The sequence below is a fragment of the Phenylobacterium sp. genome (genome assembly GCF_036677185.1).
In the GTDB taxonomy this organism is placed as follows: Bacteria; Pseudomonadota; Alphaproteobacteria; order Caulobacterales; family Caulobacteraceae; genus Phenylobacterium.
This window is the reverse complement of sequence record NZ_JAKFEN010000015.1, coordinates 258301-278660: the sequence shown is the minus strand read 5'-3', so window position 1 is coordinate 278660 and position 20360 is coordinate 258301. Positions and strand designations below refer to the sequence as shown.

The 20360-nt window shown below is 69.0% G+C and carries 22 protein-coding genes; 12 read left to right on the top strand and 10 right to left on the bottom strand.

Features of this window, described 5'->3' with window-relative positions; genetic code table 11:
* Window positions 1-12: 12 nt before the first annotated feature.
* A complete protein-coding gene (locus V6M51_RS06840; RefSeq protein ID WP_332765771.1) occupies window positions 13-507 on the bottom strand; it encodes a (2Fe-2S)-binding protein in 495 nt (164 codons plus the stop codon).
* A gap of 130 nt (window positions 508-637) precedes the next feature.
* Between V6M51_RS06840 and V6M51_RS06835 the strand changes: the two genes are divergently transcribed.
* From V6M51_RS06835 to V6M51_RS06815, 5 genes are all read left to right on the top strand, one after another.
* A complete protein-coding gene (locus tag V6M51_RS06835; RefSeq protein ID WP_332765769.1) occupies window positions 638-994 on the top strand; it encodes a c-type cytochrome in 357 nt (118 codons plus the stop codon).
* Complete coding sequence (locus V6M51_RS06830; RefSeq protein ID WP_332765767.1) at window positions 991-1299, top strand: MliC family protein; 309 nt, start codon at window positions 991-993, stop codon at window positions 1297-1299. The genes V6M51_RS06835 and V6M51_RS06830 overlap by 4 nt, the downstream gene beginning before the upstream one ends.
* A gap of 5 nt (window positions 1300-1304) precedes the next feature.
* Window positions 1305-2201 (top strand): NAD(P)-dependent oxidoreductase, encoded by an 897-nt coding sequence (locus tag V6M51_RS06825; protein ID WP_332765765.1) that lies wholly within the window; start codon window positions 1305-1307, stop codon window positions 2199-2201.
* Window positions 2198-2893, top strand: coding sequence for a molybdate ABC transporter permease subunit (gene modB / locus V6M51_RS06820; RefSeq protein WP_332765763.1), 696 nt, complete (start codon window positions 2198-2200; stop codon window positions 2891-2893). Before V6M51_RS06825 ends, modB begins: the two co-directional genes overlap by 4 nt.
* 66 nt (window positions 2894-2959) lie before the next feature.
* Window positions 2960-3964: a phosphotransferase gene (locus tag V6M51_RS06815; RefSeq protein ID WP_332765761.1), complete on the top strand. Its 1005-nt coding sequence runs from the start codon at window positions 2960-2962 to the stop codon at window positions 3962-3964.
* 161 nt (window positions 3965-4125) lie between these two features.
* On the opposite strand, the gene V6M51_RS06810 is transcribed toward V6M51_RS06815, so the two are convergent.
* The 5 genes from V6M51_RS06810 to V6M51_RS06790 form a co-directional block, all read right to left on the bottom strand.
* On the bottom strand, window positions 4126-5805 hold the full coding sequence (locus V6M51_RS06810; protein WP_332765759.1) for an MFS transporter: 1680 nt from the start codon (window positions 5803-5805) through the stop codon (window positions 4126-4128).
* Between the two features lie 59 nt (window positions 5806-5864).
* Window positions 5865-8549 carry a PAS domain-containing hybrid sensor histidine kinase/response regulator gene (locus V6M51_RS06805; RefSeq protein ID WP_332765757.1) on the bottom strand — a complete coding sequence of 895 codons (2685 nt, stop codon included), beginning with the start codon at window positions 8547-8549 and terminating at the stop codon, window positions 5865-5867.
* Window positions 8550-8638: 89 nt separating this feature from the next.
* On the bottom strand, window positions 8639-9829 hold the full coding sequence (locus tag V6M51_RS06800) for an acyl-CoA dehydrogenase (RefSeq protein WP_332765756.1): 1191 nt from the start codon (window positions 9827-9829) through the stop codon (window positions 8639-8641).
* A gap of 44 nt (window positions 9830-9873) precedes the next feature.
* Window positions 9874-10662, bottom strand: a complete 789-nt coding sequence (locus V6M51_RS06795) for an enoyl-CoA hydratase/isomerase family protein (RefSeq protein ID WP_332765754.1) — start codon at window positions 10660-10662, stop codon at window positions 9874-9876.
* 128 nt (window positions 10663-10790) lie between these two features.
* Window positions 10791-12878: a TonB-dependent receptor gene (locus V6M51_RS06790; RefSeq protein WP_332765752.1), complete on the bottom strand. Its 2088-nt coding sequence runs from the start codon at window positions 12876-12878 to the stop codon at window positions 10791-10793.
* 234 nt (window positions 12879-13112) lie between these two features.
* Between V6M51_RS06790 and V6M51_RS06785 the strand changes: the two genes are divergently transcribed.
* Complete coding sequence (locus tag V6M51_RS06785) at window positions 13113-13304, top strand: hypothetical protein (RefSeq protein WP_332765750.1); 192 nt, start codon at window positions 13113-13115, stop codon at window positions 13302-13304.
* Here the strand turns inward: V6M51_RS06785 and cysQ are convergent.
* Both cysQ and V6M51_RS06775 read right to left on the bottom strand, forming a co-directional pair.
* Window positions 13301-14062 (bottom strand): 3'(2'),5'-bisphosphate nucleotidase CysQ, encoded by a 762-nt coding sequence (gene cysQ, locus V6M51_RS06780; protein ID WP_332765748.1) that lies wholly within the window; start codon window positions 14060-14062, stop codon window positions 13301-13303. The genes V6M51_RS06785 and cysQ overlap by 4 nt on opposite strands.
* Complete coding sequence (locus V6M51_RS06775; protein ID WP_254835523.1) at window positions 14059-14256, bottom strand: DUF3553 domain-containing protein; 198 nt, start codon at window positions 14254-14256, stop codon at window positions 14059-14061. Before V6M51_RS06775 ends, cysQ begins: the two co-directional genes overlap by 4 nt.
* Window positions 14257-14325: 69 nt before the next feature.
* Here V6M51_RS06775 and chpT point away from each other — a divergent pair, with 69 nt between their 5' ends.
* Together chpT and V6M51_RS06765 are read left to right on the top strand one after the other, a co-directional pair.
* The gene (chpT, locus tag V6M51_RS06770) at window positions 14326-14994 is read left to right on the top strand and encodes a histidine phosphotransferase ChpT (RefSeq protein WP_332765746.1); all 669 of its coding nucleotides are present in this window, start codon (window positions 14326-14328) and stop codon (window positions 14992-14994) included.
* Between the two features lie 65 nt (window positions 14995-15059).
* On the top strand, window positions 15060-15437 hold the full coding sequence (locus V6M51_RS06765; protein WP_332765744.1) for a VOC family protein: 378 nt from the start codon (window positions 15060-15062) through the stop codon (window positions 15435-15437).
* A gap of 5 nt (window positions 15438-15442) precedes the next feature.
* On the opposite strand, the gene V6M51_RS06760 is transcribed toward V6M51_RS06765, so the two are convergent.
* Entirely contained in the window at window positions 15443-16783 is a 1341-nt protein-coding gene (locus V6M51_RS06760) for a metal-dependent hydrolase family protein (RefSeq protein ID WP_332765742.1), read from the bottom strand.
* A gap of 71 nt (window positions 16784-16854) precedes the next feature.
* Between V6M51_RS06760 and V6M51_RS06755 the strand changes: the two genes are divergently transcribed.
* The 4 genes from V6M51_RS06755 to V6M51_RS06740 all read left to right on the top strand — a co-directional run bounded on the left by V6M51_RS06755 (window position 16855) and on the right by V6M51_RS06740 (window position 19562).
* Window positions 16855-17241 (top strand): VOC family protein, encoded by a 387-nt coding sequence (locus V6M51_RS06755; RefSeq protein WP_332765741.1) that lies wholly within the window; start codon window positions 16855-16857, stop codon window positions 17239-17241.
* Window positions 17242-17306: 65 nt separating this feature from the next.
* Window positions 17307-18188 (top strand): TauD/TfdA dioxygenase family protein, encoded by an 882-nt coding sequence (locus V6M51_RS06750; protein WP_332765740.1) that lies wholly within the window; start codon window positions 17307-17309, stop codon window positions 18186-18188.
* A gap of 60 nt (window positions 18189-18248) precedes the next feature.
* Window positions 18249-19067, top strand: coding sequence for an SDR family NAD(P)-dependent oxidoreductase (locus V6M51_RS06745; protein ID WP_254835531.1), 819 nt, complete (start codon window positions 18249-18251; stop codon window positions 19065-19067).
* Between the two features lie 69 nt (window positions 19068-19136).
* Window positions 19137-19562, top strand: coding sequence for a nuclear transport factor 2 family protein (locus V6M51_RS06740; protein ID WP_332765739.1), 426 nt, complete (start codon window positions 19137-19139; stop codon window positions 19560-19562).
* Here V6M51_RS06740 and V6M51_RS06735 read toward each other — a convergent pair.
* The gene (locus V6M51_RS06735) at window positions 19559-20284 is read right to left on the bottom strand and encodes a glutathione S-transferase N-terminal domain-containing protein (protein ID WP_332765738.1); all 726 of its coding nucleotides are present in this window, start codon (window positions 20282-20284) and stop codon (window positions 19559-19561) included. The two genes, V6M51_RS06740 and V6M51_RS06735, sit on opposite strands and share 4 nt — an antisense overlap.
* Between the last annotated feature and the right edge of the window lie 76 nt (window positions 20285-20360).

The window sequence follows — 20360 nt, the reverse complement described above, 5'->3', positions numbered from 1 at the left end:
CGTGGGTCCCGATCAGAGCTTGGCGGCCGGCGCGGCGACGACCGCGGCCGGAGCGGCCGGGGCCAGGCCCGCGGCGTCCTTGATGGCCGCGCGGATTCGCTGATAGGTCCCGCAGCGGCAGATGTTGCCGTCCATGGCGCCGTCGATGTCGGCGTCGGTGGGCTTGGGCGTGGAATTGAGCAGGGCCACGGCCGACATGATCTGGCCCGACTGGCAGTAGCCGCACTGCGGCACGTCATGCTTGACCCAGGCGGCCTGGACCGGATGGGCGCCGCCCAGGCTTTCGATGGTGGTGATCTTGACGCCGGCCAGGCCCTCGATGGGCATGGCGCAGGACCGGATCGGCTGGCCGTCGGCGAGCACCGTGCAGGCGCCGCACTGGGCGATCCCGCAGCCATACTTCGTGCCGGTCAGGCCCAGTTCATCGCGCAGCACCCACAACAGGGGTGTGTCCGCCGCAGCCTTCACGGCCAAGGGTTTGCCGTTCACGTCAAGCGTCATGGCCATGGAGAGCTCCTCCCGAATGTCGGATAACGATGCAATCTTAACAGTGTTTAGCTGGCGCGGTAAAGTGGGTCCAAGTGGCGGTTCGACCGCCGACGGGTTAGGTATCTGGGGACGTTCGCGGGAGATGCAAATGACTCGGTCTGCAAGGATGTTCGCCGGGGCCCTGGCGGCCCTGTTCGTCGCCGGCCCGGCCCTGGCCGCCGACGGCGCCAAGACTTTCCAGCTGCAGTGCAAGAGTTGCCACGGCGCCAAGTCCACGCTCATGGGCCCCAGTCTGGCGGGCGTGGCGGGCCGCAAGATCGCCAGCCTCTCCGACTTCAAATATTCGGCGGCCCTGACCGCCAAGGGCGGGACCTGGACCGACGCCGCCCTGGACGCCTACGTCGCCGCCCCGTCGAAGTTCGCCCCTGGAACCAGGATGATGGTCGGGGTGGCCAATCCCGCGGACCGCGCCGCCGTCGTGTCCTATCTGAAGACCCTCAAGTGAGGACGGCTCTCGCCTTGATCGGCATGCTGGCGTTGGGCGGCTGCGCCAGCGTCATGCCGGAGGACGCCACCGACGCGCCGATGACCTATGCCTGCGCGGACGGCAAGCGATTCACGGCGGCCTACGCCCTGAAGGGCGACGAGGTGCGGGTGATCGCCGGCGGGATGTCCTACAGCCTGCCCCACATGCGCTCGGGCTCGGGCGCGCGCTACGCCAGGGCGGGCGTCGAGCTCGCCACCAAGGGCGACGCGGCCCTGCTGGATGGCGCGGCCGGCGGCCCCTATCGCGACTGCCAGACCGGCTGAGCCCGGTGGACGTCTTCCCAGCCTTCATTCCCCTGCACGGCGCCAAGGTGGTGATCGCCGGCTCCGGCGAGGCCGCCGAGGCCAAGGCCCGGCTGTTCCAGGGCTCGCCGGCGACCGTGACGCGTGTCGAAGGTCCGGCCGCCTTCCTCGCTGGAACCTATGCGGGGGCGGTTCTGGCCTTCATCGCCACGGACGACGATCTCTTCGCCCAGGCCGCCGCCCGGGCGGCGCGCGCCGCCGGGGTGCTGGTCAATGTGGTCGACCGACCGGCGCTCTGCGACTTCACCACGCCCTCGGTGATCGACCGGGGCGAGGTGGTGGCCGCCATCGGCACCGGCGGCGCCTCGCCCATGCTGGCCACCATGCTGCGCAACGACATCGAGCAGCGGGTGCCGGAGGGCGCCGGCCGGGTGGCGGCCCTGTTCCGCAAGCTGCAGGACGAGGTGCGCCAGGCCCTGCCCGAGCTGCCCGCCCGCCGCGCCTTCCTGCGCGAGGCCCTGTCGGGGCCCGCCGCCCACGCCGCCCAGGCGGGCGACATGGAGGTCGCCGCGCAGCTGTTGCGCGAGGCCCTGGCCAAGGGGCCCTCGGCCCAGGGCAAGGTGCAGTTCGTGGTTGGGCGCGGCCCCGCCGACCTGCTGACCCTGCGCGCCAGCCGCGCGCTCGCCGCCGCCGATGTCCTCATCGCCGACGCCGAGGCCGACCCCGACATCCTGGTCTTGGCCCGCCGCGACGCCGAGCGCCTGGCGTCGGACGCCGTCAGCCCGGCCAGGCTCGCCGCCCTGGCCGGCTCCGGCCTGCGGGTGGTGCGGGTGATCTGCGGGGCTCCGTCGCCCGCCGACCTGCAGGCCCTGACCGCGGCGGGAACGGCCATCGAGGTCCTGTCGGCGGCGCCCGACCGGTGAGCGCCTTGACGCCGGAGGATTTCGCCGCCGTCGCCCTGTCGCTGAAGGTGGCGCTCGCCGCCACCCTGTTCGGCCTGCCCCTGGCCCTGGCCGCGGCCTTCGCCCAGGCCCGCGGGCGCTTCGGCCTCCGCGTCGCCCTGGACGCCGCCGTCACCCTGCCTCTGGTCCTGCCGCCGGTGGCGACCGGCTATGTGCTGCTGCTGCTGTTCGGCCGTCGTGGCGCGGTCGGGGCCCTGTTGGAGAAGGTCGGGATCGTCTTCGCCTTCGATTGGACCGGGGCGGCGCTCGCCGCCGGGATCATGGCCTTCCCGCTGATGGTGCGGCCCATGCGCCTGGCCATAGAGGCCATCGACCGCGAGGTCGACGAGGTGGCCCTGACCCTGGGGGCGGGCGCCTTCACCCGCTTCTTCCGGGTGACCCTGCCGCTGGCCGCCCCCGGCGTGGCGGCCGGCGCCATCCTCGGCTTCGCCAAGGCCCTGGGTGAGTTCGGCGCCACCATCACCTTCGTGGCCGCCATCCCGGGCGAGACCCTGACCCTGCCGTCGGCGATCTACGGGGCCACCCAGTCGCCGGGCGGAGAGGCCCGCGCCGCGGCCCTGTGCCTGGTCGCCGCCGCCATCGCCGTGGCCGCCGTCCTAGTCTCCGACGCCGTGGGCCGCTGGGCCGGCCGCACCTCGCGGGGCTCGAGCTAATATTATCCGGGTATTATTGACTCAGAATTTTATCCGGGTAAAACAACGGCTCACCTGGAGCCGGCCATGCCCATTCCCGAAGCCAAACGCCCCGCCGTCGACCGCGCCCTGAGCGCCGCCTTCGGGACGACCAGTCTGGACGCGGTCAAGCCGCTGGCCGGCGGCCTGTCCGGCGCGTCGATCTACAGGATCCGGGTCGGCGGGATCGCCTATCTGTTGCGGATCGAGGGCGCCCGCGACGCCTTCCGCGATCCTGGCCGCTGGTACGTCTGCATGGGCGTGGCGGCCGCCGCGTTCCTGGCGCCGCGCGTGCGCTACGCCGACGCCGCCGACGGTGTGACGATCATGGATTTCATCGAGGAGCGGTCCCTGGTCCTCGACTATCAGGGGACCCGCGCCGACCTGATCGTCGAGGCCGCCCAGACCATCCGCGCCCTGCACGAGACGCCCGCCTTCCCGCCGCTGGTCGACTACATGGACGGCATGGACGGGCTGATCGGGACGTTCCAAGCGAGCGGTCTGATCGCGCCGGCCGCCACCCGGGAGCTGTTCGACCGCTACGCCGTCCTGCGGGCCGGCTATCGGACCGCCGAGGGCGACCGGGTCTCCAGCCACAACGACCTGAATCCGCGCAACATCCTCTATGACGGCGCGCGACTGTGGCTGGTGGACTGGGAGTCGTCGTTCCTGGCCGACCGCTATGTGGACCTGGCGACCCTGGCCAATGTCTTCGCCCACACGCCGGAGGAGGAGGCGCTGCTGGCGCGGACCTATTTCGGCGAGCTGCCGGACGCCCAGCGTCAGGCGCGGCTCTATCTGATGCGCCAGATCAACCATGTCTTCTACGGGGTGATCATGCTGAACGGCGTCGCCGCCGAGCAGCCCGACCTGCGCGAGACCAGTCTCGAGGCGCCGGGTCTGGCCGAGGTCCACCAGGCGCTGGGGACCGGCGACTTCGTGCTGGAAACCTGGCGCGGCCGCCTCGCCTACGGCAAGGCGCGCCTGAACGCGGCCCTGGACGGCCTGCGCTCGGCGCGGTTCCCGGGGGCTCTGGAATTGGTGGCGGCCTGAACTCCAAGCTGTCATCCCGGTTTGCGCAGCAAGACCGGGACCCATACGCGCGGTGATGGCAGGACGTGGCGGGGCCGCGTCGCATCTTGGACGATCAGGTGTCTATGGGTCCCGGCTCTCCGCTTCGCTTCGGCCGGGATGACACGGGTGGGGTTGGCGGCCTAGTTGTCCAGCGAACGCCCCTTGGTCTCCGGGAGCAGGAAGAAGCAGGTCAGGACGGAGATCGCGGTGAAGGCGAACGGGTACCAGAGGCCCGAATAGATGTTCCCCGTCGCCGCCACGATGGCGAAGGCGGTGAACGGCACGAAGCCGCCGATCCAGCCGGTGCCGATATGATAGGGCAGCGACATGGCCGTGTAGCGGATCCGGGTCGGGAACAGCTCCACCAGGCAGGCGGCGATCGGGCCATAGAGGGCCGTGGCGGCGATGACGAAGACCAGCAGCACCCCGAAGGCGCCCCACAGGTTCATGCGCTCGGGATCGGCCTTGGGCGGGTAGCCGGCCTCGACCAGCGCCGCCTTGATCCGCGTCTCCACCGCCGCCTTGGCCGCCTTGCCGGCGTCGGCCGGGAGGCCCGCGGCCGAGGTGGACGGGACGCTGGCCTCGCCCATGCGCACGACGGCGGGCGCGCCGGCCGGGCCGGCTTCGGTCCGGTAGCTGACCCCCGCATTGGCCAGCGAGCTCTTGGCGATGTCGCAGGAGGAGACGAAGGCCGCCTTGCCGACCGGGTCGAACTGCAGCGAGCAGTCAGCCGGATCGGCGACCACCACCACCGGCGTGCGAACCTCGGCCTCCGCCAGGGCGGGGTTGAGCGTCTGGGACAGCAGGTGGAAGCCCGGGAAATAGGCCACGAGCATCAGGGTCATGCCGAACAGCATCACCGGCTTGCGCCCGAACCGGTCCGACATCCAGCCGAAGGCGACATAGCCGATGGCGCTGGCCGCTGTCGCCGACAGCATCAGCAGGTTGATGGTTTCAGGCGGGACCTTCAGGAACCGCTCCATGAAGGTCTGGGTGTAGAAGAAGGCGGTGTACCAGACCGCGCCCTGGGCCGACATGATGGCGATCAGGGCCAGCAGCACGATCTTCAGGTTGGGCCACTGTCCGAAGGCTTCGGCGAAGGGCGCCTTCGACGAGGTCCCCTCGGCCTTCATCTTGGTGAAGGCCGGGCTTTCGCTGAGCTTCAGGCGCATCCAGATCGAGATCGCCAGCAGGCCCGCCGAGAACAGGAAGGGCACGCGCCAGCCCCAGGCGTCGAAGGCGTCGGGGCCGAAGAACTTGCCCAGGATCAGGCGGGTCGCGAGGATCACCATCAGGGCGCCGAACAGGCCCAGGGCCGCCGAGGTCTGGACCCAACTCGTCGCCCGCCCGCGCCCGCCCGGGGGCGCGTGCTCGGCCACATAGATCGCCGCGCCGCCGTACTCGCCGCCCAGGGCGAAGCCCTGGACGATGCGCATGAGCACCAGCAGCGCCGGCGCCAGCAGCCCGACCTGGGCGTAGGTCGGCAAGAGGCCGATCGCGAAGGTCGCGCCGCCCATCAGGGCGACGGTGACGAGGAAGGCGCCCTTTCGTCCGGCCTTGTCGCCGATACGGCCGAAGACCAGAGCGCCCAGGGGGCGGAACAGGAAGCCCGCGCCGAACAGGGCCAGGGCGGCGATGTAGCCCGCCGCCTCGGGCAGGCCGGAGAAGAAGGTCTTGGAGATGACCTGGGTCAGGCTGCCGAAAACGAAGAAGTCGTACCACTCGAAGGCCGTCCCCGCCGACGAGGCGGCCACCACCGTCTTCAGCGATGCGGGCTTCTTCTCCGCCGTGTCCGTCGTCTCCGCGGCGATTTCCGCCATGCTTCTCTCCCCCGTCACAGGGCGAAACGTCTAACGCGGCGAGCGGGCGTGGGAAAGGCCTAGGCCGCCGCCTCGTCTGCGAGGTCGCCGCCGAGCCGCGATATCTCGGCCAGCAGGGCGGCGGGGGCGATGGGCTTGCCGACCACCCCGTCCATGCCGGCCTCCAGATAGGACTGGCGCTGGTGGGAGAGGACGTTGGCGGTGAGCGCCACGATCGGCGTCGCCGCTGTCAGGCCGCCCAGGGCGCGAATGCGGCGGCAGGCCTCCAGGCCGTCGATGCCGGGCATCTGGACGTCCATCAGGATCAGGTCGAACCCGCCGCGGGCGGCGGCCTCGACGCCCAGCAGGCCATCGGCGGCGGTCTCCACCACCGCGCCCATGTTCTCCAGCAGCTTGGTGACGATCATCCGGTTGGTGGGGTTGTCCTCCACCACCAGGACCTTCAGCCCCTCAAGATAGGGCTGATTGGTTTCGATGGCCGCGGCGACCGGATCGGCGGCCGGAGCGGCCACCTCCAGCCAGAAGATCGAGCCGACGCCCTCGGTCGAGGCGAAGCCCACCCCGCCGCCCAGCATCTCGGCCAGACGCTGGGTGATGGCCAGGCCCAGGCCCGAGCCGCCAAACTTGCGGGTGGTCGAGGCGTCGCCCTGGTCGAAGCGCTGGAAGATGCGCGGCTGCACGGCTTCGGGGATGCCGACCCCGGTGTCGGCCACCTCCAGGCGCAGCAGGGGTTCGACTGGGCCGGGCTTCAGCCAGGCGCGGATCGTGACCTGGCCCGTGAGGGTGAACTTCACCGCGTTGCCGATCAGGTTGAACAGCGCCTGGCGGACGCGCACCGGATCGGTCCGCACCCAGCCCAGGTCGGCGGGGATCTCGACGTTCAACCTCAGGCCCTTGGCCTCGGCTTGTGGCCGCAGCAGGCGCGCGACCCCCTCGATCAGGGCGCGCGGGTCGGTCGGTTCGCAGGCCAGCTCCAGCCGGCCGGCCTCGATCTTGGAGAAGTCGATCACGTCGTTGAGCAGCTCGGCCAGCATCTGGCCGCAGGACAGCGCCTCCTCCAGCATCTTGCGACCGTCTGGCGACAGGCCTTCGGATTTCAGCAGGTGCAACACGCCCATGACGCCGTTCATCGGCGTGCGGATCTCGTGGCTCATATTGGCCAGGAACGCGGCCTTGGCCTCGCCGGCGGCCTGGGCGGCGTACTGGGCGTCGACGAGGGCCAACTCCTGACGCTTGCGGGCGTCGAAGTCCTGGATCATGCCGACGCCCTTGAGCGGACGCCCTTTCCTGTCGTGGTTCAGGCGATGGAAGATCCGCGTCCAGCGCACGGCGCCTTCCCGGCCGATCACGCGGGCCTCGATGATGTTGCCGCCGACCTGGGGTTCCGCACGGATCTTCTGGAAGGACTGGCGCACGTGCTCCACGTCGTCCGGATGGAAGCGCGGGAATTTCAGTTGTTGGGCGGTTTCGTAGTCGCCGGGGTCGCCGCCGAGCAGTCGGCGATATTCGGGCGAGACCCAGACGGTCTTGTTGCGATGGTCGATCTCATAGACCCCGGCGTCGGCGGCCTCGAGCGCCAGCTTCAGCCGGTGCGCGTTTTCCTGGGCCTCGGTCCGCGCCTCGGCCAGGGCGGAGATGTCGTCCACGTAGCAGATGATCCCCTGCACCGCGTCCTTGGCGTCGCGCCATGGCCGGGCCTCCCAGCGCACCCAGTGACGGGTCCCCTGGCTGTCGGTGAACCGGTCCTCCTTGGCCCGGACCACCTCGCCGGCCAGGGCGCGGACCTGGGCGTCCAGCAGCCGCTTCGGTGCGGTGGGAAAGACATCCTTCAGGGTGCGGCCGATGTGGTCGCGCTGGTCCAGCTTGAAGGCCCGCCGCCAGGTGTTGGAGACGACCATGTAGCGGAGCTGCCGGTCGAACATCGCCACCGCGAAGGGGGCGTTCTCGATCAACTGGTGGATCTGCTGCTGGCCGCGCAGGGCCCCGTCGCGGGCCTTGGCCAGTTCGGTGATGTTCTGGGAGACGCCGACCAGGGCGAAGGCGCCGCCGGGCCGCGGCTCGGCATGGAAGGTGGCGCGCCAGGAGGTCCAGCGGCCGTTGCGGCCGCGCAGCCGGTGCTCGAAGGTCCGTCCCTGGCCCTTGACCGTACCGGCGATGAAGATCGCCTTGACCCGCTCGGCCTCGTCGGGATGCAGCAGGGCTTCGAACTGGCCGCTGTCGGTGATCTCCTCCGGCGCGTAGCCGGTGACCGAGAGGATGTCCTCGGACCAGGTGATCGTGTCGGTCTCCGGTTCGAAGACCCAACTCCCGATCCCGGCGGTGACCGACAGCAGGACCTGGGTGCGATGAGCCATGGCCAGTTCGTCGGCGCGTCGCCGCGCCTCGGTCACGTCCAGCGCCACGCCGATGACGCGACCGTCCGATCTCAGCTCCGCGCGGCCGTCGAACCAGCGGAATCCGCCGTCCCTGGTGTGCAGCCGCAACAGGCTCGCGCTGGTCCCACCCTCGGCCAGCCGCGCGAGAAGGGCGTCGAAGTCGTCAAGGTCGTCATGGTGGACGATGTCGCGGACGCCGCGCCCGCAGATCTCCGCCTGGGTCCAGCCGGTGGCGCGCTCGAAGGCCGGGTTGACCTGCTCGACCTCGCCTTCCTGGCCGACGACGAACATCACCTCGCGGCTGTTGTCGAACAGCCACTGAGCCATGTCGCCCGTGCTTGCCGCGCCGACCTGCTGCGGTCTGGGCATCGCCCCATTCCCCCGAATTCAGGGGGAGCCTAGACCGGCGGCGGTAAACGCAACGTTTGAGGCGTCGCCGGTGAACGCAGAAGTTGCGACTAGAACGCGTTCTCGCCGGTGATGGCGCGTCCGAGGATCAGGGCGTGGACGTCGTGGGCGCCTTCATAGGTGTTGACCGTCTCCAGGTTCGCGGCGTGCCGCATCACGTGGTAGTCGCCCGAAATCCCGTTGCCGCCATGGATGTCGCGGGCCTCGCGGGCGATGGCGAGCGCCTTGCCGCAGTTGTTGCGCTTCATCAGGCTGATGGCTTCCGGCACCCAGGCGCCCTGGTCGAGCAGCCGGCCCAGCGCCAGCGCGCCTTCGAAGCCGAGCGCGATCTCGGTCTGCATGTCGGCGAGCTTCTTCTGCACCAACTGGCGGGCGGCCAGCGGCTTGCCGAACACCTTGCGGGTCAGGGTGTAGTCGCGGCTGGCGTGCAGGCAGAACTCCGCCGCGCCCATGGCGCCCCAGGAGATGCCGTAGCGCGCCTTGTTGAGGCAGGAGAACGGCCCGCGCAGGCCGCTGACCCCCGGCATCATCATGTCCTCCGGCACGAAGACGTCGCTCAGCGAGATCTCCCCGGTGACCGAAGCGCGCAGGGAGAGCTTGTTGAGGATCTTCGGCGTCTCCAGGCCCTTGGAGCCGCGATCCACCAGGAAGCCGCGGATCACGCCGTCCAGCTTGGCCCACACCAGGCAGACATCGGCGATGGGGGCGTTGGTGATCCACATCTTGGAGCCCGAGAGCGAGTAGCCGCCCTCGACCTTCTTCGCCACCGTGCGCATGGAGGCGGGGTCCGAACCGCCGTCGGCCTCGGTCAGGCCGAAGCAGCCGACGATCTCGCCGCGCGCCATGCCCGGCAGGTACTTCATCTTCTGCTCTTCCGAACCGAAGGCGTAGATCGGGTACATGACCAGCGAGGACTGCACGCTCATGGCCGAGCGGTAGCCGCTGTCGACCGCCTCGATCTCGCGGGCGATCAGGCCGTAGGCCACGTGGCTGACCCCGGCGCCGCCGTATTTCTCCGGGAGGGTCGCGCCCAGGAAGCCCATGGCGCCCATCTCGGTCATGATCTCGCGGTCGAACCGCTCCTCGGCGTAGGCCGAGACCACCCGGGGCAGCAGCTTCTCGCGGGCATAGGACCGGGCCGCGTCCCAGACCATGCGCTCCTCCTCGGTGAGGCGCGCGGCGAGGTCCAGCGGGTCTTCCCAATCGAAGGTCTTCTGGGTGTCTGCGGCGTCCAGGGCCATGGCGCGTCTCCTTGAAGGAAGTTCGCGCGCCTTATGACGCCATTTTACGTGCCCGTGTAGACGCCTTTGCGCTTCTCGCGGAACGAGGCGAGCGACTCCTTGGCGTCGTTGGGGGCTCGGCGCGAGAAGCCGAGGCCCACGGACTCGTATTTCAGCGCCTCTTCCAGGCCCGCTCCATGGCTGTGCTGCAGCACTCGCTTGGAAGATCGGATGGCCAAGGGCGGCCACAGGGCCATCTGTTCGCCATAGGCCACGGCGGCCTCGACCAGGTCCCCCTCGACCAGCCGGTTGAGCAGGCCCAGCGACAGCGCCTCCTGGGCCTCGACCATGCGGCTGGTGAAGATCAGGTCGGCGGCGGCGGCGTAGCCGACGATACGCGGCAGGAACCAGGAGAGACCGGAGTCGGGCGAGAGGTTTCGCTCGGCGAAGGTGGTCTTGAACCGCGCCCCGGGTCCGCCGATGCGGACGTCGCAGGCCAGGGCGGCGCTCATGCCGGCCCCGGCGCAGACCCCGTTGATCGCCCCGATCAACGGCTTGTCGAAATCGTGGAACAGTCTCGCCCAGCGGCCCACCCAGCCCATCTCGTCCAGTCTGTCGTTCTGCGAGGTCCCAGCCGCCGGCAAGGGTCCGGTGAGGTCGGCGCCGGAGCAGAAGCCCCGCCCGGCCCCGGTCATGACCAGTACGCGCACCCGGTCGTCCTCGCGGGCTTCGGCGAAGGCGGCATGCACGTCTCGCCTCAACTCGGCGGAGATGGCGTTGAGCTTTTCGGGGCGGTTGAGGGTGAGCAGGCCGACCTGGCCGCGCGTCTCGTAGGTGATGGTCTCGTAGGCCATGGTGTCCCCCTATTTTTTCAAGTCTCGCCCAATGCCCGGGGGAAGCAAGTCGCGAAGACGCCCCGACGGCTGGACCGTCGGGGCGTCACGAGAGCCGATCCGCGGGGGAGGGGGATCGGGTCGGGGGATCAGAACTTGGCGGTCAGCGAGGCGCGCACCGTGCGCGGCGCGCCGGGCATGATGTTGTTGTTGCCGTGCGAGGTCGGATAGTAGGTTTCGTCCAGCAGGTTCTCGATATTGACCTGGACCTTCAGGTTATCGGTGACGTCGTAATAGGCTGCGGCGTCGACGCGGGTGAAGGCCGGCAGGGTTACCGCATTGTCGATGGCGGCGAACATCTTGTCCTGATGGATCAGGCCCAGCCCCAGGCTCCAGTCCGGCGTCACCTGGAACTTGTTCCACAGCGAAAAGGTGTGCTTAGGCGTCAGGGGAACGGTCTGGCCGGCGGCGGCCGCGGTGGTGGCGCTGGTGATCTCCGCGTCCTGCCAGGCGAATCCGCCGACCACCTCCCAGACCTGATTGAGCCGGCCGTTGACGCCGAGCTCGAAACCCTTGGTCCGCTGGCTGCCGGTCTGGACGGTGAGCGCGGGGTTGTTCGGGTCGCGCGCGGTGGTGTTGTCGCGATCAAGCTGATAGGCGGCCGCGGTCAGGATCAGGTCCGGGCGCAGCTCCCACTTCAGGCCCGCCTCGTAGTTCTCGAACTCCTCCGGCTCCAGAGTCTTGGAGGTCGCTGTCAGCGACGAGAACTGGTCGCCCGAGCTCGGCAGGAAGGACTTCGAATAGCTGGCATAGATCGAGACCGCCTCGATGGGCTTGTAGACCACACCCACCCGCGGCGAGATCAGGTCGTCGGTGCGGCTCAACCGATCGCCGTTGCGGCGGTTCTCGAATTCCAAGTCGAAGCTGTCATAGCGCAGGCCTGCGATGATCTGGAACTGCGGCGTGAGCTCGATCTGGTCCTGAACATAGACGGCGGCCACCTTGGCGGTGACGTGGTTGTCGGCGTCGGTGGCGCTCTGCCGGAACGCGAGATTGGGGTTGAAGATCGTCGGGTTGGCGAACGGAACCAGGATCGAGGTCGCCGTCCCATTGAAGTAGCCGGTGTTGCGGAAGTTGTCGGTCTCCTGGACGCCGAACTCGGCGCCGACCAGCACGGTGTGCTTGATCGACCCGGTCTCAGCCTTCCAGATCAGGTCGGTCTGGTTGAACAGGTTCTCCCGCTCGGTGGGGCTGTTGTAGGCGGTGATCGAGACCTGGGTCCCGGCGGCGTTCAGCGCGCCGGGCAGGACGTTCTGATAGAACTTGTCGTAGCTGGCGTAGGCCGTGTTGTTGCGCAGCGTCAGGCCTTCGCCGATCTCGTACTCGACCGTGGCGCTGAGCGCGTCGACCCGCGCCGTGGCGTAGCTGAGCGCCGGTGCGCCGAAGAAGGTCTCGATGGGCGCGCGGGACGGGCGGCCCTGGAAGGACGGGATGCCCCGGTCGACAACCCGGTCGTCCTCGAAATGCTCATAGGCCACGCGCAGCGAGAGCTGGTCGTTGGGGAGGTAGGTGAAGGTCGGCGCAATCCCCCAGCGCTCCAGCGAAACATGGTCGCGGAAGCTCTCTGAGTCTTCGTAGAGCAGGTTCAGCCGGCCGGCGAACTGGGCGCTCAGCGGCTGGTTCAGGTCGGCGGTGACGCGCTTGTGGTCGTGAGAGCCCACTTCCAGCCTCACCTCGCGCAGCGGGTCCCAGCCCGCCTGCTTGGTCACGCGATTGATGACGCCGCCGCCGCCGCCGCGGCCGAAGATCATGGCGTTGGGGCCCTTCAAGACCTCCACGCGCTGGGCGTTGTAGAGGTCGCGGTAGTACTGGACGTCGTCGCGCACCCCATCGACGAAGAAATCGGCGGTGCTGGAATTGCCGCGGATGGTCGGAGCGTCCCTGTGGCCTTCGCCCTGGCCCATGGTGACGCCGGGCACGTAGCGCACGACATCGGCCATACTCTGCATGGCCTGGTCTTCGATCAGCTCCTCGGTGATCACCGACACTGATTGCGGCACGTCGCGCAGCGGCGTGTCGGTCTTGGTGGCCGTGGAGGTCTGCTTGGCGTCGTAGGCGTCGTTGCGGCCGGTCACGGTGACGCCGGAAATCTCCACGGCGGCCATGGACATGACGGCTTCGTCGGTCTCGGCGCGGGCGACCCGGGGCGCGACGGCCAGGGCCGCGGCGCTCGCCATCAGGACGGCAACCAGCGTCCCCTGGACGCGCCCGTTCGTCTTGCCTCGGAACTCCACGACCAACCCCTCAAGCCAAATTGCGAATGAAACTGAGAGGCGGTCTTAGTTAGGCGCCGCGGTCTTGGCAATGAGAATTGATTGCAACTAGCTGGCGCCGAGGTCGCCGCGCGGCGAGCGCAACCAAGGCCGTTTTCGCTGGTTCCACATCCAGGCGCTGTTCGCCGGAGAAGGACCATGCCCGCCGCCAGCCCATCCGACATCGCGCGGCCGTTCCTGTGGCTCGCCGCCATCGGCTTCGCCGTGGGGTTCCTGGGCTATCTGCTGCTGGGCGGCGGCGCCCAGGCCCTGACCCGCGCACGGCCAGAAGCCACGCCTGCCGTCACCGAGCCCCTGTCGATGGCTCGGGACATCCCCCGCGAAGTCTAGCCGCCCTTGGCGACGAACCAGCCGTTGCGGAAGCCCTCGAGGGCCTTGCCGTAGTGAAAGGTCTCCCCCTCCGGCGTGGTCATGATCCCGCCCGCGGCCTCCAGCACCGCATGGCCGGCGGCCACGTCCCATTCCATGGTCGGCCCGTGGCGCGGATAGATGTCGGCCGCGCCCTCGGCGATCCGGCAGAACTTGATCGAGGAATCCATCGGTTCGCGCAGGTCGAAGCCGTACTGGCGGGCGAGCTTGGCGGCGGTCTCCTCACCCATGGTGTGGCTGACCAGGGCGACGGCCGCGCCCGTGGGCCAGGGCCGCACGCTCACCGGCTGGGCGGGGCCGCCGGCCTGGCGCTTCATGGCCTTGCCGGCCGCCGTGAACCAGGTCTCGTTGGTGGCTGGGGCGCAGACGGCGCCTGCCACCGGACGGCCATGCTCGATCAGGCCGATATTGACCGTGAAGTTGGGATCGCCGCGCACGAAGGCCTTGGTGCCGTCCACCGGATCGACCAGGAAGAACCGCGGCCCGATGGCGTCGGGGGTTCCGAACTCGCTGGCGTCCTCCTCGGAGATCACCGGCGTGTCGGGATAGAGCGCGGTCAGCCGCGCCACGATCAGGGCCTCGCCCTGGCGGTCGGCCTCGGTGACGGGGCTCTCGTCGGCCTTCGAGAAGACGGTCAGGCCCGATTTCCACAGCGGCAGGATGAGGGCGGCGGCCTCTTCGCAGATGTCGGCCAGGGCCGCGCCGAGATCGTTGCTCATCGGGCCTCGCGCGGATCGTCGCCGACGAAGACCAGGGTGATGACGGTCGAGTCGATCACCTGTTTGCCCATGTTCTCGAAATTCACTGTCACCTTGGCTCCCGCCACCGACTGCACCTGGCCCAGACCCCAGTCGTCAAGGGTCGGGTGCCTCACCAGCACGCCGGGCTCCAGGAAGGGATCGGGACCGCTCATGGCCGCGTTCTGTAGAGCGCCCGCCCGGTTTGCCAAAGGGCCAAATCAGACCAAGTTCGGGTTCTCATGATGGACGTCGACACCCCCGCCCCCGCCGAACCCAAGGCCCCGCCGAAAACAGCCGAGGTGGCCGCCTACCTCGCCGCGCGCATGTGTCACGACTTCATAAGTCCGGCCAGCGCCATCGTCTCGGGGCTCGACCTACTGGACGATCCCAGCGCCCAGGACATGAAGGAAGAGGCCATGGGCCTCATCCAGGGCTCGGCGCGCAAGCTGGCCGACCTGCTGTCCTTCAGCCGCGTAGCCTTCGGCGCCTCGGCCTCGGCCGAAACCTTCGACGCGCGCGAGTTGGCCAAGCTGGCGGGCGGGCTGTTCCATCACATGCGCGCCGAGCTGGACTGGCAGGTGGAGCCGCCGGCGGTGAACAAGCCCGCCGCCCGCACGCTCTTGAATCTGGCCCAGATGGCGGGCGCCGCCCTGCCCACCGGCGGCGTGGCCCGCGTCCGGGCGGTGGCGGAGGGCGGCGGCATGGCGATCGCGGTCGAGGCCACGGGTCCCAAGGCGCGGCTGCGCCCCGAGGTTCTGCGCGGCTTGCAGGGCGAGGGTCCGGGCGAAGGCCTGCACGGCCATTGGGTCCAGGCCTATTACGTCCACCTGTTCGTCGGCGACGCTGGCGGACGGATCTTCGCCGACGTGACTGAGGAGAAGGTCACGTTCGCGGCCACGATTCCGGGCTGACCTTGCGGCGCCCTGTCGTGGCGCCCAGCTAAGGCGCCGGCTCCACCGCAAGAAGGGCGTCTCATATGTTCGATCATCTCTCCGTCGGGGTCCGCGACCTCGCCGCCGCGCGCGCCTTCTACGACGCCTTCTTCGCCCCCCTGGGCTGCGCCAACGCCTGGGCCGCCGACAACGAGCTGGCCTACGGGCCGGGCGGCGCGACCCGCGACTTCTGGCTGTACCCCGTCGAAGGCGAACGCGTGGCCGGTCTCGGGACCCACATTGCCTTCACTGCCGAGACTCGCGCGGCCGTGGACGCCGCCTACGCCGCAGCCCTGGCCGCCGGGGCGACCATGGTCCGCGCCGCGGGCCTGCACCCTGACATCGCCCCGGACTATTACGGCTGCGTGCTGTTCGATCCCGACGGCAACAAGCTGGAGATCGTCGCCGGGACCATGCACTGAGGGGCCTAGTTCGGCGGGAAGGCCTGGCGCTGGCCGCCGGCCAGGTGGACCACGCCGCGGCGCATGACGAAGGTCGGGCGTTCGAGCTCGGTGACATCGGCGAGCGGGCTCTTGGCGACGGCGACCATATCGGCGTCCTTGCCGGGCTCGAGGGTTCCGAGCGTGGCCGAACGATCCAGCAGTTCCGCGGCGGTCACGGTGGCGGACTTGATCGTCTCGGCCGGGCTCATGCCGACGCTGACCATCAGGGCGAACTCCTTGCCGTTGTCGCCATGGGAGGAGACGCCGGTGTCGGTGCCGAAGGCGATCTTCACCCCTGAGGCGATGGCGCGGCGATGGTTGTCCATGGCGGCGCGACCGGCGATTTCGGCCTTTTCCAGGGTGGCCTTCGAGCGCGAGCCCGCCCGGGCCTGCGAAAGCGCGGCCTGGGGCGCCAGCATGGTCGGGACGAAATAGGCGCCGGTCTTCTTGAACAGCGCGTCGGTCTCCTTGGTCCCGAAGGTGCCGTGCTCGATGGAGTCCACCCCGGCGTTGAGCGCCGCGACGATGCCGTCCGTCCCGTGGGCGTGGGCGGCGACCTTGCGGCCGAACATGTGGGCGGTGTCGACGATGGCCTTCATCTCGTCGTCGAACATCTGACGGCCCAGGCCGCCGGCGATGTTGGAATTGACCCCGCCGGTGGCGGTGAACTTGATGACCTCCGCCCCCTGGCCGATCTGCGAGCGCACGGCGCGGCGACAGTCCTCGGGCCCGTTGCAGACATTCTCGGCTTTAGCGCGGGCGATCTCGGCCAGGTCGCGATTCAGGTTGTTGGAGCCGTCCGCGTGGCCCGCGGTGATGGCGATGGCGCGCCCGGCCGGCACGATGGTCGGCCCCGCCAGCAGGCCGGAATTGATCCCGTCGCGCAGGGCGGTGACGCTGCGGATGTCGGAGCCAAGGTCGCGGATGGTGGTGAAGCCGGCCTCCAGGGTGCGCCGGGCGTTGTCGATCCCGATCACCATATTGTCCTCGATGTCGCGGTTCGCGCCTTCGATCCGCGCGCGCAGCTTGTCGTCGTCGCTGAAGATATGGACGTGCATGTCGATCAGGCCCGGCAGGACGAACTGGTCCTTCAGGTCGATCAGGGCGGCTCCGGCCTCGGGGGCGACGAAGCCGTCGCTGACGGACTCCACCTTGCCGGCGCGGATCACCAGGGTGGACGGTCCCCGCGGCGCCTGGCCCGGCCGGTCCAGCAGGGCGCCGGCATGGATCACCGTGGCTTTGGACGGCAGGGCTTGAGCGGCCGCGCCGCTGGCCGCGGCCAGGCCAAGGACGATCGCCGAGATACCGGCCGATAGACGATGCATGAGAGCTCCCCCGAAACGCCGGCGCACTCTAGCCTGAGCCTCCCCGCCGTCCAGCCGCTCGAGTCGCCGCCATGTCCCAGCAGATCAGCCTCACCGCCCTGGTGGTCGCCGACTATGACGAGGCCATCGCCTTCTATGTGGAGAAGCTGGGTTTCGCGCTGACCTCCGACGTCCCCCAGGGCGACGGCAAGCGCTGGGTGGTGGTCACCCCGCCGGGCTCGGCCTGCGGCCTGTTGCTGGCCAGGGCGGTCACCGACGCCCAGGCCGCGCGGATCGGCGACCAGACCGGCGGCCGGGTCGGCCTGTTCCTCAGCACCGACGACTTCGCTCGCGACCACGCCGCGATGACCGCGGCCGGGGTGGTGTTCTTGGAAGCGCCACGCCGCGAACCCTACGCCACGGTCGCGGTCTTCCAGGATCTCTACGGCAACCGATGGGATTTACTGCAGCCGGCCTGAGCGCTTCTCGCTGGCTTCGGGCGCCGTTGCGATGTTTCATTCGCCGGCAGCATTCGGAGGTCACCATGGCCGGTCTCAAGATCCGCAAACTCGCCGGCGCGCTCGGCGCCGAGCTCTCCGGGGTCGACCTGTCGCAGGACCTGTCGGACGCCACGATCGCCGAGATCCGGCAGGCCTTCGTCACCCACCAGGTGATCTTCTTCCGCGACCAGGCGCTGACGCCGGAGCGGCAGCTGGCGTTCGGGCGACGGTTCGGGCCGCTGAACATCCACCCCTATGTGGCCGGGATGGCGGACCATCCGGAGGTGATGGAGATCGTCAAGGAGCCGGAGGACCGGGTCAATTTCGGCGGCGGCTGGCACTCCGACATGAGCTTCCTGGAGCATCCCTCCATCGGCTCGATCCTCTATGCGGTGGAGCTGCCGTCCTTCGGCGGCGACACTCTGTTCGCCAGCCAGGCGGCGGCCTATGACGCCCTGTCGCCGGGGCTGAAGAAGACCCTGGAGACCCTCAACGCCGTCCATTCCGCCGGCCGGGAATATTCGTCGCAAGGCCACTCGGCCCAGTCGCGCAAGACCATGAAGGTTGTCGAGGCCGAGGGCGCGGTGGGCGAGTTCGTCCATCCAGTGGTCAAGGTCCACCCCGAGACGGGCCGCAAGGCGCTCTACGTCAATCCGGCCTTCACCATGCGGATCGAGGGCTGGAGCCGCCGCGAGAGCAAGGCCCTGCTGGACTTCCTGTTCGAGCATTCCCGCTACGAGGCCTTCACCTGCCGGTTCGCCTGGGCGCCCGGATCGGTGGCCTTCTGGGACAACCGCTCGGTCTGGCATTTCGCCCTCAACGACTATCCCGGCGAGCGGCGCCATATGCGCCGGGTGACGGTCGACGACTGGCCTTCGGAGGCGGCCAAGATCTCAAGCGTCCAGGTCTCCGAACCCGCCGAGTAGGGCGGGTTCGGTTTCATTTTTCAATTTAAAAACAATGACTTTCATCAGGGAGAATTTCAAATGAGCGATGCCCGCATCAATCCGAACGGCAGCCTGAAGGGCAAGGTGGCCCTGGTCACCGGCGCCAGCCGCGGCATCGGCGAATCCATCGCCGCGCGCCTGGCCATGGAGGGCGCCAGCGTGGTGGTCTCGGCCCGCACCGCCTCGGACGGCGAGAGCCGCCTGCCCGGGACCCTGGCCGACACCGTGGACCGTATCAACAAGGCCGGCGGCAAGGCTGCTTTCGTCAAGGCCGACCTGGCCCAGGCGATCGAGCGCGAGCGATTGGTCGAGGAGGCCGAGGCGACCTTCGGGCCCATCGACATCCTGATCAACAACGCGGCCATCACCTATTTCATCCCGGTCGAGGAGTTCCCGGAGAAGCGCTTCAAGCTGATGATGGAGGTGCAGGTCTATGCCCCCTTCCACCTGGCCCAGCTGGTGCTGCCGGGCATGAAGGCCCGCAAGCAGGGCTGGATCGTCAACATCTCCTCGCCCGCCGGCATCCATCCAAAGCAGCCCTATCGCGGCGGCCGCGGCGGCACGGTCTATGGCATGTGCAAGGCGGCGTTGGAGCGCTTCACCACCGGTCTGGCCTCGGAGGTCTATGACGACGGGATCGCGGTGAATGTGGTCTCACCGGGCCTGGTCGACACCCCTGGCGTGGCTGTGCACGGTCTGATCAACGAGGCCACCAAGGATCGGGTGCAGCCGATCGAGTTCATCTCCGAGGCCGTCTACCGCCTGGCCTCGGGCGATCCCAAGACCATGACCGGCCGGGTCGAATACGCCGAGCCCTTCCTCAAGGAGTTGGGCGTCAAGCCGTCGGAACTCGTCTGACCCCGGTTTCCTGACAGCGCGGCGCGTGGAGGATCGCTAGGAAGGCGGACGCTTTCCCGGAGGTTCTCCATGCGCCACCTGCTGACCGCGGCCCTGTTCGCGCCGCTGCTGATCGCCGCCGCGCCCGCGCCCGACATGGACGTCAGGTCCGCCGCCACGGCTTTCGACCAGGCCCAACTCACCGGCGACAAGGCAGCGTTGGAACGGTTCTTGGCCCAGGACTTCGTTATCGTGCGGGGATCGGGCAAGCAGGCGGACCGCGACGACTTCATCGCCGGCTGGCTGACCCCCGGCATTAAATTCGAGCCGCTGACCATCCTCGACCCGGTCTTCGTGCCGCTGGGTTCGCAAGCCGCCATCGTCGGCGGCCGGGTCGAGCTGCACGGAACCGAGAACGGCAAGCCGTTCGTCGAGCGCTTCCACTATTCCGACGTCTTCGCCTGGCGCGACGGCCGCTGGCAGGTGGTCTTCGTCCAGGTGACCCCGACGCCCTAGCCCACCGGCGCGGGCCGGGCGCGCTGGTTGTAGAGCATCTTGCGGATGGCCGCCTGTTCCTCGGGGGTCAGGGTGGCCGGATCGACCGAGGGGCCGGCGGTGACCGCCATGCCGCGCTGGACGGCGGGGCGGGCGGCCATCTCGTCGAACCAGCGCTTGAAGTACTTGAACTCGCCCATGTCGATGCCCTGCTGCTCCCAGCCGGCGGTCCACGGATAGCTGATCATGTCGGCGATCGAGTATTCGTCGCCGGCGATATAGGGCCGGTCATAGAGGCGGTTGTTCAGCACCCCGTAGAGCCGGTGGGTCTCGTCGTTGAACCGGCGCTGGGCGTAGGACTGGTCGCCGGCGCTCTGCGGCACGCGGCTGAAATGGCCGCGCTCGCCGAATTTCGGGCCTTGGTTGGCCATCTGCCAGATCACCCACTGGGTGATCTCGTAGCGGCTGCGCAGATCACGCCCCAGGAAGCGGCCGGCCTTCTCGGCCAGGTACAGCATGATCGCCCCGGACTCGAAGATGGCGATCGGCGCCCCGCCGTCGGCGGGTGCGCGGTCGACGATGGCGGGCATGCGGTTGTTGGGGCTGATCTTCAGGAAATCGTCGGTGAACTGGTCGCCCTGGCCGATGCGGACGGGGACGATCTCGTAGGGAAGCGCCAGTTCCTCCAGCAGGATGGTGACCTTCTTGCCGTTGGGGGTCGGCCAGTAGTGGACGTCGATCATCGCGGACCTCTCGAGACTTTGGCGGGCAGGTTCGAGACCCTAGCGGCGGGACGTCGGGCTTCAAGGCGACAAAAAC

What these genes read in the sequence shown, in the direction of transcription:
- V6M51_RS06735 (WP_332765738.1), bottom strand. Translation starts at nt 20,284, where the DNA reads ATGATCGACGTCCACTACTGGCCGACCCCCAACGGCAAGAAGGTCACC.
- V6M51_RS06760 (WP_332765742.1), bottom strand. Translation starts at nt 16,783, where the DNA reads ATGCATCGTCTATCGGCCGGTATCTCGGCGATCGTCCTTGGCCTGGCC.
- V6M51_RS06815 (WP_332765761.1), top strand. Translation starts at nt 2,960, where the DNA reads ATGCCCATTCCCGAAGCCAAACGCCCCGCCGTCGACCGCGCCCTGAGC.
- V6M51_RS06800 (WP_332765756.1), bottom strand. Translation starts at nt 9,829, where the DNA reads ATGGCCCTGGACGCCGCAGACACCCAGAAGACCTTCGATTGGGAAGAC.
- V6M51_RS06785 (WP_332765750.1), top strand. Translation starts at nt 13,113, where the DNA reads ATGCCCGCCGCCAGCCCATCCGACATCGCGCGGCCGTTCCTGTGGCTC.
- V6M51_RS06765 (WP_332765744.1), top strand. Translation starts at nt 15,060, where the DNA reads ATGTTCGATCATCTCTCCGTCGGGGTCCGCGACCTCGCCGCCGCGCGC.
- V6M51_RS06840 (WP_332765771.1), bottom strand. Translation starts at nt 507, where the DNA reads ATGGCCATGACGCTTGACGTGAACGGCAAACCCTTGGCCGTGAAGGCT.
- V6M51_RS06810 (WP_332765759.1), bottom strand. Translation starts at nt 5,805, where the DNA reads ATGGCGGAAATCGCCGCGGAGACGACGGACACGGCGGAGAAGAAGCCC.
- chpT (WP_332765746.1), top strand. Translation starts at nt 14,326, where the DNA reads ATGGACGTCGACACCCCCGCCCCCGCCGAACCCAAGGCCCCGCCGAAA.
- V6M51_RS06795 (WP_332765754.1), bottom strand. Translation starts at nt 10,662, where the DNA reads ATGGCCTACGAGACCATCACCTACGAGACGCGCGGCCAGGTCGGCCTG.
- V6M51_RS06835 (WP_332765769.1), top strand. Translation starts at nt 638, where the DNA reads ATGACTCGGTCTGCAAGGATGTTCGCCGGGGCCCTGGCGGCCCTGTTC.
- V6M51_RS06755 (WP_332765741.1), top strand. Translation starts at nt 16,855, where the DNA reads ATGTCCCAGCAGATCAGCCTCACCGCCCTGGTGGTCGCCGACTATGAC.
- V6M51_RS06745 (WP_254835531.1), top strand. Translation starts at nt 18,249, where the DNA reads ATGAGCGATGCCCGCATCAATCCGAACGGCAGCCTGAAGGGCAAGGTG.
- V6M51_RS06750 (WP_332765740.1), top strand. Translation starts at nt 17,307, where the DNA reads ATGGCCGGTCTCAAGATCCGCAAACTCGCCGGCGCGCTCGGCGCCGAG.
- V6M51_RS06775 (WP_254835523.1), bottom strand. Translation starts at nt 14,256, where the DNA reads ATGAGCGGTCCCGATCCCTTCCTGGAGCCCGGCGTGCTGGTGAGGCAC.
- V6M51_RS06790 (WP_332765752.1), bottom strand. Translation starts at nt 12,878, where the DNA reads ATGGCGAGCGCCGCGGCCCTGGCCGTCGCGCCCCGGGTCGCCCGCGCC.
- V6M51_RS06740 (WP_332765739.1), top strand. Translation starts at nt 19,137, where the DNA reads ATGCGCCACCTGCTGACCGCGGCCCTGTTCGCGCCGCTGCTGATCGCC.
- V6M51_RS06805 (WP_332765757.1), bottom strand. Translation starts at nt 8,549, where the DNA reads ATGCCCAGACCGCAGCAGGTCGGCGCGGCAAGCACGGGCGACATGGCT.
- cysQ (WP_332765748.1), bottom strand. Translation starts at nt 14,062, where the DNA reads ATGAGCAACGATCTCGGCGCGGCCCTGGCCGACATCTGCGAAGAGGCC.